11 protein-coding genes are annotated in these 10,279 nt (G+C 67.3%); 8 read left to right on the forward strand and 3 right to left on the reverse strand.

Annotated features, from left to right (window positions below; all coding sequences use genetic code 11):
* Positions 1-168: 168 nt before the first annotated feature.
* The 6 genes from RTM68_RS14045 (at position 169) to RTM68_RS14070 (ending at position 5,491) form a co-directional block, all read left to right on the forward strand.
* Positions 169-1,602: an NAD(P)/FAD-dependent oxidoreductase gene (locus RTM68_RS14045; RefSeq protein ID WP_312171980.1), complete on the forward strand. Its 1,434-nt coding sequence runs from the start codon at positions 169-171 to the stop codon at positions 1,600-1,602.
* A gap of 201 nt (positions 1,603-1,803) precedes the next feature.
* A complete protein-coding gene (locus tag RTM68_RS14050; RefSeq protein WP_312171982.1) occupies positions 1,804-2,106 on the forward strand; it encodes a DUF427 domain-containing protein in 303 nt (100 codons plus the stop codon).
* Between the two features lie 64 nt (positions 2,107-2,170).
* A complete protein-coding gene (locus RTM68_RS14055) occupies positions 2,171-3,058 on the forward strand; it encodes an ATP-binding cassette domain-containing protein (RefSeq protein WP_312171984.1) in 888 nt (295 codons plus the stop codon).
* Positions 3,055-3,735, forward strand: coding sequence for an ABC transporter permease (locus RTM68_RS14060; RefSeq protein WP_312171987.1), 681 nt, complete (start codon positions 3,055-3,057; stop codon positions 3,733-3,735). The genes RTM68_RS14055 and RTM68_RS14060 overlap by 4 nt, the downstream gene beginning before the upstream one ends.
* Positions 3,732-4,520, forward strand: coding sequence for an ABC transporter permease (locus tag RTM68_RS14065; protein WP_309692738.1), 789 nt, complete (start codon positions 3,732-3,734; stop codon positions 4,518-4,520). The genes RTM68_RS14060 and RTM68_RS14065 overlap by 4 nt, the downstream gene beginning before the upstream one ends.
* A 47-nt stretch (positions 4,521-4,567) precedes the next feature.
* Positions 4,568-5,491 (forward strand): ABC transporter substrate-binding protein, encoded by a 924-nt coding sequence (locus tag RTM68_RS14070; RefSeq protein ID WP_312171991.1) that lies wholly within the window; start codon positions 4,568-4,570, stop codon positions 5,489-5,491.
* 74 nt (positions 5,492-5,565) lie between these two features.
* Here RTM68_RS14070 and RTM68_RS14075 read toward each other — a convergent pair whose 3' ends face one another.
* Positions 5,566-6,828 (reverse strand): AI-2E family transporter, encoded by a 1,263-nt coding sequence (locus RTM68_RS14075; RefSeq protein WP_312171993.1) that lies wholly within the window; start codon positions 6,826-6,828, stop codon positions 5,566-5,568.
* 49 nt (positions 6,829-6,877) lie between these two features.
* On the opposite strand from RTM68_RS14075, the gene RTM68_RS14080 reads away from it, so the two are divergent.
* Positions 6,878-7,177, forward strand: coding sequence for a chorismate mutase (locus tag RTM68_RS14080; protein ID WP_194764482.1), 300 nt, complete (start codon positions 6,878-6,880; stop codon positions 7,175-7,177).
* Positions 7,178-7,315: 138 nt separating this feature from the next.
* Positions 7,316-8,470, forward strand: a complete 1,155-nt coding sequence (locus RTM68_RS14085; RefSeq protein ID WP_312171995.1) for an ROK family protein — start codon at positions 7,316-7,318, stop codon at positions 8,468-8,470.
* A 74-nt stretch (positions 8,471-8,544) separates the two neighbouring features.
* Here the strand turns inward: RTM68_RS14085 and RTM68_RS14090 are convergent, their stop codons facing one another.
* Together RTM68_RS14090 and RTM68_RS14095 are read right to left on the reverse strand one after the other, a co-directional pair.
* Positions 8,545-9,465 (reverse strand): carbohydrate ABC transporter permease, encoded by a 921-nt coding sequence (locus RTM68_RS14090; protein WP_312171998.1) that lies wholly within the window; start codon positions 9,463-9,465, stop codon positions 8,545-8,547.
* 2 nt (positions 9,466-9,467) lie between these two features.
* Positions 9,468-10,279: sugar ABC transporter permease (locus tag RTM68_RS14095; protein ID WP_312172000.1), on the reverse strand; the 812-nt coding region annotated here is incomplete at its 5' end.

Here is a 10,279-nt window from a genome sequence, read left to right on the forward strand (position 1 = left end):
CGACAGGGCCGCTCCGCGGCGGATCCGGCCCTCCGTGCTGAGTTGTGAACTGAGATCGGCCGAGCCCGGCGACGCGCCCGGAGCATCCCACCACAACTCCCGGCGGAACACCACCCCGTGACTCGGCGTTGGTTCTGAGCAAGACTGGGCGACGGAGAGGTGCACCACATGGCTGCTGAGAAGACCGACGAATACGACCTGATCGTGCTGGGCGGAGGGCCTGTGGGCGAGAATGTCGCCGACCGTGCCGTGCAGGCCGGACTCACCGCGATCATCGTGGAGAGCGAGCTCGTGGGCGGTGAGTGCTCGTACTGGGCCTGCATGCCGTCGAAGGCGCTGCTGCGTTCGGCTCAGGCGCTGCGCGCGGCGCAGCACGTCGCCGGATCGAAAGAGGCGGTGACCGGAAAGCTCGACGTGCGGGCGGTGTTCGACCGACGTGACTCGTTCACGAGCAACTGGTCTGATGACGGTCAGGTGAAGTGGCTCGACTCCGCAGGCATCGACCTGGCGCGCGGCCACGGTCGGCTCACCGGCGAACGCGAGGTGACGGTGACGGATTCCGACGGCGGCACCCGCGTGCTCCGCGCTCGTCATGCGGTCGCGATCAGCACCGGCTCGGATGCCGTGATCCCGCCGATCGAGGGGCTGCGCGAGTCGTCGCCGTGGACCAGTCGCGAGGCCACCAGCGCCGAGGAGCTTCCCGAGTCGCTGGCCGTGATCGGCGGCGGAGTCGTCGCGGTCGAGATGGCGACGGCGTATGCGGCGCTCGGCTCGACGGTCACGATCATCGCCCGCAGCGGTCTGCTCGGCTCGATGGAGCCGTTCGCGGGCGAGCGCGTCGCGGCGGGACTCAAGGAGCTCGGCGTCGACGTGCGCACCGAGACCGGCACGACGAGCGTCAGCCGCGCCGACGACGGGGTCACGATCGTGCTCGACGACGGATCGAGCGTCACCGCGACCGAGGTGCTCGTCGCGACGGGACGCTCTCCGCGCAGCGGCGACATCGGCCTCGACGTCGTGGGTCTCGAGGCGGGCCGGTGGATCACGGTCGACGACACTCTTCGGGTGCCGGATTCCGATTGGCTCTACGCCGTCGGCGACGTGAACGGGCGCGTGCTGCTCACCCACCAGGGCAAGTACCAGGCTCGGGCTGCGGGCGACGTGATCGCGGCCCGCGCGAAGGGCGACGCCGTCGACGACGCTCCCTGGGGACGTCACGTCGCGACCGCCGACCACGCGGGCGCCCCGCAGGTCACGTTCTCGATTCCCGAGGTGGGATCGGTCGGGCTCACCGAGGCCGACGCCCGCACGGCCGGCCATGAGGTCGCGGTCGTCGACTACGACCTCGGCGGGGTCGCCGGAGCAAGCCTCTACGAGGACGGCTTCGAGGGGCAGGCGCGCCTGGTGATCGATACCGACCGCGACGTCGTGATCGGTGCGACCTTCGTGGGGCCCGAGGTGGCCGAGCTCGTGCAGGCCGCGACGATCGCGATCGTCGGCGAGGTGCCGATCGCGCGGCTGTGGCACGCGGTCCCCTCGTACCCGACGATCAGCGAGGTCTGGCTGCGGCTGCTCGAGGGATACGGGCGGCAGTCGGCATGACCATCATGGGCGGATGCGCAGAGCGGATGCCGATCATGGCCATCCGCTCGGGCATCCGCTCCGAACAGTCGACGAGAGGCCTGGCGCGATCGGCGTGCCCGGCGCAGGATTGTTTCTCACATTGACGGCATCGGGCGCAACCCTGAACCCGATGTCGTAGACCTCTTATACGCTCGAACCCACATCCGAGGAGGCAGGACCATGAAGGCTGTACTCGCAGGAACCGTCATCGCCGAGGCAGACGAGAGCGATCTCGCACGCATCGAGGGCAACTGGTACTTCCCGCCCGCGTCGATCGCGGAGGGCGTGCTCGTCGAGAGCCCCACCCCGTACACGTGTCCGTGGAAGGGCGCGGCCCAGTACTTCTCGGTGCAGGCCGGTGGCGAGCTGCACACCGACTACGCGTGGTCGTACCCGACCCCGTACCCGAGTGCCTTCGACCGCGTCGGCAAGGACTTCTCGGGGTTCGTCGCGTTCGACCCGCGAGTCGACGTCTCCGAATGACCTCTGTATGCCGCAGCCGCGGCGCTGACGCCCGTCTCGTCGATCGACCCTACGGAGAATAATCGTGATCGAGTTCCGCAACGTCACCAAGCAGTTCCCCGACGGCACGACAGCCGTCAAGGACTTCAGCCTGGTGCTGCCGTCGCGCAAGACGACGGTGTTCGTCGGATCCTCGGGATGCGGCAAGACCACTCTGCTGCGCATGATCAACCGCATGGTCGAGCCGACCTCGGGTGAGGTCGAGATCGACGGTGAGAGCGTTCTCGGCGGCGACCCCGTAGCGCTGCGTCGCCGCATCGGCTACGTGATGCAGAACTCGGGCCTCATGCCGCACTTCACGGTGATCGACAACGTCGCCACCGTGCTGCGGCTGACCGGTGTGAAGAAGGGGCCGGCGCACGAGCGCGCTCGCGAGCTGCTCAAGACGGTCGGACTCGACCAGTCGCTGGCCGAGAGGTACCCGAGTCAGCTCTCGGGTGGACAGCAGCAGCGCGTCGGCGTGGCCCGCGGGCTGGCCGCCGACCCGAACATCCTGCTCATGGACGAGCCGTTCGGCGCGGTCGACCCGATCGTGCGCGCCGACCTGCAGCAGGAGACGCTCCGGCTGCAGCACGAGCTCGACAAGACGGTGGTCTTCGTCACCCACGACATCGACGAGGCGTTCCTGCTCGGCGATCAGGTCGTGATCCTCGACAAGGGTGCGCGCATCGTGCAGGTGGGCAGCCCGAGCGAGATCATCGAGAACCCCGCAGACGACTTCGTGGCATCGTTCATCGGCGCCGACCGAGGGCGTCGCGCACTGCACCTCAGGGAGACCCCGCACGGCACCGTCGTGGTCGACTCCGAGGGGCGCACACAGGGTGCGATCGTGGCCGATGTCGAGAAGTCCGACGGTCCTCTCGCAGGGCCGGATGCCGCCGCTCTCGGCGCTGTGCAGGGCGAGCGCGCGTGAACTGGGTCACCGACAACCTCGGGCTGATCCTCGACCTGACTCTGGTGCATCTGCGTCAGAGCATCATCCCGATCGTGCTCGGTTTCGTGCTCTCGCTGCCCCTCGGCTGGGTCGCGTGGAGGTTCAAGCTCGTGCGCGGTCCGATCATCGTGCTCACCGGGCTGCTCTACACGATCCCTTCGCTGGCGCTGTTGATCCTGCTGCCGTCGGTCGCGGGATACTCTGCCCGCAGTGAGACCAACCTCATCATCGCGCTGACGATCTACGCCATCGCCATCCTCGTGCGGGGGGTCTCCGACGGCCTCGACTCCGTCGACGACGACATCCGCCAGGCGGCGACCGCCACCGGATTCGGGTCCTTCCGGCGCTTCTGGGCGGTCGAGTTCCCGCTCGCCGGCCCGGTGATCCTGGCGAGTCTGCGGGTCACTGCGGTCAGCACCATCTCGCTCGCGACCGTCGGCATCCTGATCGGCATCACGAACCTCGGCTACCTCTTCACCAACGGCCTCGATCGCCGCATCATCGCCGAGGTGTTCGCCGGAATCATCGCCGTCGTCGTCATCGCCCTGGTGATCGACCTGCTGCTTCTGCTCGCGGGTCGGGCTCTCATGCCGTGGACGCGTGCGACGACGAAGACGAGCGCGGCGCGGCCCGTCGCGGTGGGGGCTCCCGCATGAACCTCTTCCTCGAAGCATTCGCCTGGATGCTCGCCCCGGCCCAATGGACCGGCAACTACGCGCTGCCGAAGCTTCTCGGTGAGCACCTGACGCTCACAGCGATCTCGGTGGTCATCGCGGCCGCCATCGCCGTGCCGCTCGGCTGGCTCATCGGTCACACAGGCAAGGGGCGAGAGATCGCGGTGGCGGTGTCGGGCGCGGCGCGCGCGATCCCTGCCTTCGGCCTCATGATCCTCCTCGTGCTCCTGCTCGGTGTGCTCCGCGTTCCCCAGGCCGCGGTCACGACGTTCGTGCTGCTTGCGATCCCGTCTCTGCTCGCCGGTGCCTACACCGGGCTCGAGGCCATCGACCGACGGGTGATCGACTCGGCGAAGGCCATGGGTATGACGGGCTGGCAGATCTTCTGGAAGGTCGAGGTGCCGCTCGGTCTTCCGCTGCTCGTGGGCGGCATCCGGTCGGCCCTGCTCCAGGTCATCGCGACCGTCACGATCGCCGCGTACGTCGGCTTGGGCGGGCTCGGGTACCCGATCATCCAGGGCATCCCGCTGCAGCGCTTCGACCAGGTGCTCGCGGGAGCGATCCTCGTCGCCACACTGGCTCTGATCGTCGACCTGCTGCTGGCCGCAGCCCAGCACCTCGCGGTGCCGAGGGGGCTCCGCACCGGCGGGCGGCCCTCTCGTCGACGCTCGCGTTCGCTCACGCCGGCCGCCGAGCCCTCCACCACCGACCCGTCCGCCGCCGAGTCCGGGCCGACGTCGGTCGTGACCCAGCCCGCCACCTCCTGAATCCACAGCACAGCAGTTCCAGAAGTCCCCCAGAGAAGAGGAAGTCCATGTTCACAGCACGAGGCAAGCGCTCTGTCTTCGCCGTAGGCCTTGTCGCCGCGGCGGCACTCACCCTGTCCGCCTGCGGCTCGAGCGAGTCGCTCGGCGAGCCCGCCGACTCGGGCGAGAGCTCGGGCGGCGGCGACACGATCGTCGTCGGCTCGCAGGCGTACTACTCCAACGAGATCATCGCCGAGATCTACGCCCAGGCACTCGAGGCCGCCGGCTTCGACGTCGATAAGCAGCTCAGCATCGGTCAGCGCGACGCGTACATGCCCGATGTCGAGTCCGGCGACATCGACGTCTTCCCCGAGTACACGGGCAGCCTGCTCGAGTACATCTCGGACGACGAGATCGACGTCACCAGCCCCGACGACGTCTACGCGGCACTGCAGGAGGCCCTGCCCGAGAGCCTCACGGCCCTCGACTTCGCCGAAGCATCCGACCAGGACTCCTACACGGTGCTGAAGAGCTTCGCCGAGGAGAACGGCCTGACCACGATCGGCGACCTCAGCAAGGTCACCTCTGAGGTCACGATCGGCGCGGCGCCCGAATTCGAGCAGCGTCCGTACAGCCCGGCGGCGGCCAAGGAGGTCTACGGAGTCGACCTGACGTTCTCGGCCACGGGCCCGACCACGCTCGAGTCGCTGCTCGCCGGTCAGATCCAGGTCGCCGACATCTACACCGCCGACCCGGCCTTCGAGACCGAGGAGATCGTCGCGCTCGAAGACCCTGAGAACCTGATCATCTCGTCGAACGTCGTTCCGATCGTCTCGAGCGACATCGCCGATGACGTGTCGGATGTGCTCAACGCGATCAGCGCCAAGCTGACCGGTGAGGAGCTCGTCGCACTCAACGTGCTGAGCACGGTCGACCAGCAGTCGTCTGCCGACATCGCCAAGAAGTGGCTCGAGGACAACGACCTCGTCTGAGTTCGAGTCGTCTTCACACAGAAGTGCCCGGCCCCCTGTGGGGTCGGGCACTTCTGCGTTGGCGGGTGAGCCCGCTAGACCCGGGCGTCCTGCCGGGGTATCAGCACCTGCTTGATGATGATCAGGATGGATGCCGCGACCGGCACCGCCACCAGGGCGCCGAGCAGTCCGAGCAGCGTTCCGCCCGCGAGAGCGCCGATCACGACGAGTGATCCGGGGATCGAGATCGCGCGGTTCATGACGCGCGGCGTGATCACGTACGCCTCGATCTGCATGTAGATCAGGTAGACGATCGCGAACACGAGCGCGGCGATCGGGTCGGTGAACAGTGCGAGGGTGCTGCCGATGATCCAGAACAGCACGGATCCCACGAGCGGGATCAGCGTGATGCAGAAGGCGACCGTCGCCATCAGCGGCGGGAACGGCAGGCCGAGGAAGAAGTAGAGCAGGAACGCCAGCACGGCGTTGCAGAACGCGAGGATGACCATTCCCATCACGTAGCCGCCGACCGAATCGGTGATCTGGTCGGTGATGTCTCTCGCGCGCTCACGATCGCGCGCCGGGGCGAGGCGCAGCAGGCCCGTCTTGATCGACGGAAGCGTCGCGAGGAAGTACAGCGTGAGCACGAGCACGACGATGATGCCCGAGATGGCGTTGGCGATCGAGGCGCCGACCTGCAGGGCGCCGCCGCCGATCGCCGCGATGTTGCCGGGGTCCGTCAGGAACTGCTGCACGTCGTTGACGAGGGATTCGAACTGGTCGCCGAACTGGTCCTCGAGGGTCGCGTAGATGTCGGAGCGCATGAACTCCTGGATCATGCCGGGCACCGAGCGGATGAAGCTCGCGATCTGCTCGATCACGACGGGCACGACCATCCAGACGACGAGGCCCGCCACGATGATGAGTCCGACGATCGCGACGACCACCGAGATCGCTCGCGAGAGGCCGCGCTTCTCGAGCATCCGCACGGTGGGGTCGAGGCCGAGGGCCGCGAACATGGCGAGGGCGATGTAGATGATGACCGTCGACAGGTTCGCCACTGCCAGGCCCAGCACGATCGCGGCGAGTCCGCCGAGTGTCACGAGGAAGCCGAAGACGAACGGCCGGTCGATGCGCGTCCAGAACGAGCGGCTCGGCGTCATGGGCTCGACGACCACGCGGCGGACGGATGCGGCGCCGCCGACCTGTTCCACGGGAACCGCGACGGTCGACGTGGCGGTCGCTCCGGGAAAGTCGGGCAGTGCCGCGGCATCCGGGATCTCGGACGCCGCAGAGGACGTGCGCTCGGATGCGGCGTCCGTCGTGCCCGTGGCCGGAATCTTCTCGTCTTCGGTCATGTGCTCACGATAGCGGCAGGGGTGGCCGCTGCTTCCGTAAAGTAGGGGCATGACCGCTGCCGAAGACCCCCGGGCTGAACTCCTCCGACTGCGCTCCAGCATCGACAACATCGATGCCGCACTCATCTTCATGCTCGCCGAGCGGTTCCGCGCCACGCAGCAGGTCGGGCAGCTCAAGGCCGAGCATGAGATGCCGGCATCCGATCCGGGTCGTGAGGAGCAGCAGGTCGCACGACTGAAGTCGCTCGCGGAGCAGGCGCATCTCGACCCCGAGTTCGCCGAGAAGTGGTTCAACTTCGTGGTGGCCGAGGTGATCCGCCATCACACGGAAGCCGCCGAAGGGCGTTGATCCGGTCGTCCGGGCGAGTGACAGTGTGTGCAGCACTCACTCGCCCGGGGACCGAACTAAGTTTATTGAATAAACTATGACCGAGGGTACGCAGGAACCCCTGGTCTGTCAATCGAATCCGACATCGGGAATCACCCCATGCTGAACGGCGACGACACGCTCGACACCCAGGCCGCGGTCCGCCGCGCGAACCTGCGCCGCGCTCTGCAACTCGTGTTCAGTGGCCCGGGGGCGCAGACCCGCGCAGGCATCGCCCGAGCGACAGGGTTGACGGCGGCGACGGCTTCGTCCCTGGTCGCCGAGCTCATCGAGCTGCGGCTCGTCGTCGAGGGCGAGCAGGCCGCGAGCACCGGCGGCAAGCGGCCGACGACGCTCAGCATCGACGGGGGGCATCACCTGCTGGTCGTGGTCGTCATCAGACCCACCGACGCCCGCATCGCCCTGATCGCGCTCGACGGCACCGAGGTCGACACGCGACGAGTCGTCTACACCGACACCACGCGCGACCGGATACTCGACGCCGCTGTCGCGGACATCGCGGCCGAGTACCCGGAGCGCCCTCTCGTCGCGGGAGTGCAGCTGCCCGGAACGACCGACGGGCGCCGTGTGTTCGAGAGCGTGCAGCTCGGCTGGACCGACGTGCCCCTCGCAGACCGGTTCGAGGAACTGCTCGGTGTGCCCGTGCTGCTCGTCAACGACGTCGACGCCGAGGCGATCGCAGAGGCCGCCATCGAGGACGAGTCGTCGGGATACCGTCTGTTCATCCACATCGGCACGGGCATCGGCGCGGCCGTCACGCTCGACGGCGAGCTCGCACCGGGACCCCGTGACCGTGCGGGCGAGATCGGGCATGTGCAGGTGCAGTTCGGCGACGAGGCGCGCGAGTGTCGGTGCGGCCGCAGCGGGTGCCTCGAGTCGGTCGCCTCGCTGACGGCCATGCTCGGCGACGAGTTCGATGACGCGATGGATGCGGAGACGATCGCCGCGCTCGCCGGGGGTGCCGACGATCGGCTGCTGACCGACGGGGCGCGGGCCCTGGCTCGCACCGTCAAGCTCATCGCCGCCGTGCTCGATGCGGCCGAGGTCGTGATCGGCGGCCCCGCTCGCGCGCTCGGCGATCGATTCCTCGGACTCGTGCAGGCCGAGATCGACTACACCGCCACGGGCACCGTGAACGTGCCGGTGCGGTACGCGGATGCCGACGCGTCGATCGCGACCGGCGTCGCGCAGGTCGCGCTCTCGAGTGCTCTCGGGGTGCGGTGGAGCCCGGCGCAGCTGCGTCCGGCATCCTGACGCCGCTGTGCTTCGAATCGCTCACTTTGCAGAAACGAGAGTTCCGAAACCGCAAAGTGAGCGATTCGAAAGCGCTACTTGACGCTGCCGGCCGTCAGGCCGCCGACGAGGCGCTTCTCGATGAGCATGAACAGGATGACGACGGGCAGGATCGCGACGATCGAGACGCCGAACACGTACTGCCAGCTCGTCTCGTACTGGCCGACGAACTTCGTGAGCGCGACCGACAGCGGCTGGTTCTTGTCGGTCGAGAGGATCACGAGCGAGGCGGCGAACTCGTTCCAGCAGGCGACGAACGTGAAGACGATGGCCGTCACGATGCCGGGCCAGACCAGCGGCAGGTTGATCTTGAACAGCACGGTGAAGCGTCCCGCCCCGTCGATCTGCGCCGCCTCGTCGATCTCCTTCGGGATGCCGGCGAAGAACGAGTGCATGATCCACACCGCGAACGACAGGTTGAACGCCGCGTTGATGAAGATCATCGCCGCCCATGTGTCGCTGAGTCCGAGCACGGTGAACTGGCGGAACAGGCCCGAGGTGAGCACGGCGGGCTGCAGCATCTGCGTCACGATCACGAGGAACAGGAAGACCATGCGCCCGGGGAAGGTGAACCGGGCCGTGTAGTACGCGGCCGGCAGCGAGACCACGAGCACGAGCAGCGTCGCGAACACCGAGATGATGATCGTCGAGATGAGGTTGTACGGCAGTGGCGTCTCGGGGGTCGACCACATCGTGAGGTAGTTCTCCCAGTGCCATTCCACGGGGAGGTACGTCGGGTCGACCGAGCGGATCTGCGACTTCGTCTTCACGGAGCCGAAGAACATGATCAGATACGGCAGCACGAAGATCGCGAGCACCAGGATGCCGGCGGCCATGCGCAGGATGACACGGGGCAGCGTCACCTGGTCTTCGGTGTAGCGGCGCTTGCGGCCGGGGATGCGGGGTGCGGCGTCGTCGCCGGCGGTAGTGACGAGGGCGGTCTCGGTCAGGGTCATGATCAGACCTCCTTCATGGGCTTGACGGCCTTGACGTAGATCGCGACGATCACGATCACGATCAGGAAGGCGACGACCGAGAGCGCACTCGCGACGTCGACCTTCTTCTGCAGCTCGATGTACTTGAAGATCATCGTCATGATCGTGTCGGCGCCGTAGCCCGGTATCGAGCCCGTCATCACCTTGAGGATCGGCAGCGAGTTGAACACGTTGATGATGTTGATGAGCACGGCCACGGCGAGAGCGCTGCGCAGCTGCGGCAACACGATCGTCCAGTAGGTGCGGGCTGCGCCCGCGCCGTCCATCTTCGCGGCCTCGAGGGTGTCGGCCGGAACCGTCTGCAGGCCCGCGAGGATCGTGTAGGTCGTGAAGGGCAGCGACACGAACACCGCGATCACGATCGACCACGCGAAGGCGGTCGCCGGGTTCTTGGTCCACCCGTAGCCGACGGCGTCATCGGACAGCCCGATGTCGTAGAGGAACTTGTTGAAGACCCCGAAGTACGGCTCGAGGCTGTAGTAGAAGACCATGGTCGTCATCACGACGGATGCCGCCCACGGCACGATCACGGCCATGCGCACGATCTGGCGACCGGGGAAGGCCTTGTTGAGGATCTGCGCGAGTCCGAGCGAGATCATCACGGTGAACCCGACCACCACGACGACCCAGACCACGGTGCGGAAGATGATCGGCCAGAACTCGGCGAACGTGAACACCGTCACGAAGTTGTCGAAGCCGACCGAGCCCTTGTCGAGGCCCGACAGCGAGATGTCGCGGGTCGAGTTGAAGAACATGACACCGGCGGGGAACAGCA

It is taken from the genome of Microbacterium sp. (assembly GCF_031988965.1).
Lineage (GTDB): Bacteria > Actinomycetota > Actinomycetes > Actinomycetales > Microbacteriaceae > Microbacterium.

Bases quoted from the DNA above. Each gene is read 5' to 3' on its own strand.
- RTM68_RS14045 (WP_312171980.1), top strand. From the start codon at position 169: ATGGCTGCTGAGAAGACCGACGAATACGACCTGATCGTGCTGGGCGGA.
- RTM68_RS14050 (WP_312171982.1), top strand. From the start codon at position 1,804: ATGAAGGCTGTACTCGCAGGAACCGTCATCGCCGAGGCAGACGAGAGC.
- RTM68_RS14065 (WP_309692738.1), top strand. From the start codon at position 3,732: ATGAACCTCTTCCTCGAAGCATTCGCCTGGATGCTCGCCCCGGCCCAA.
- RTM68_RS14070 (WP_312171991.1), top strand. From the start codon at position 4,568: ATGTTCACAGCACGAGGCAAGCGCTCTGTCTTCGCCGTAGGCCTTGTC.
- RTM68_RS14075 (WP_312171993.1), bottom strand. From the start codon at position 6,828: ATGACCGAAGACGAGAAGATTCCGGCCACGGGCACGACGGACGCCGCA.
- RTM68_RS14080 (WP_194764482.1), top strand. From the start codon at position 6,878: ATGACCGCTGCCGAAGACCCCCGGGCTGAACTCCTCCGACTGCGCTCC.
- RTM68_RS14085 (WP_312171995.1), top strand. From the start codon at position 7,316: ATGCTGAACGGCGACGACACGCTCGACACCCAGGCCGCGGTCCGCCGC.
- RTM68_RS14090 (WP_312171998.1), bottom strand. From the start codon at position 9,465: ATGACCCTGACCGAGACCGCCCTCGTCACTACCGCCGGCGACGACGCC.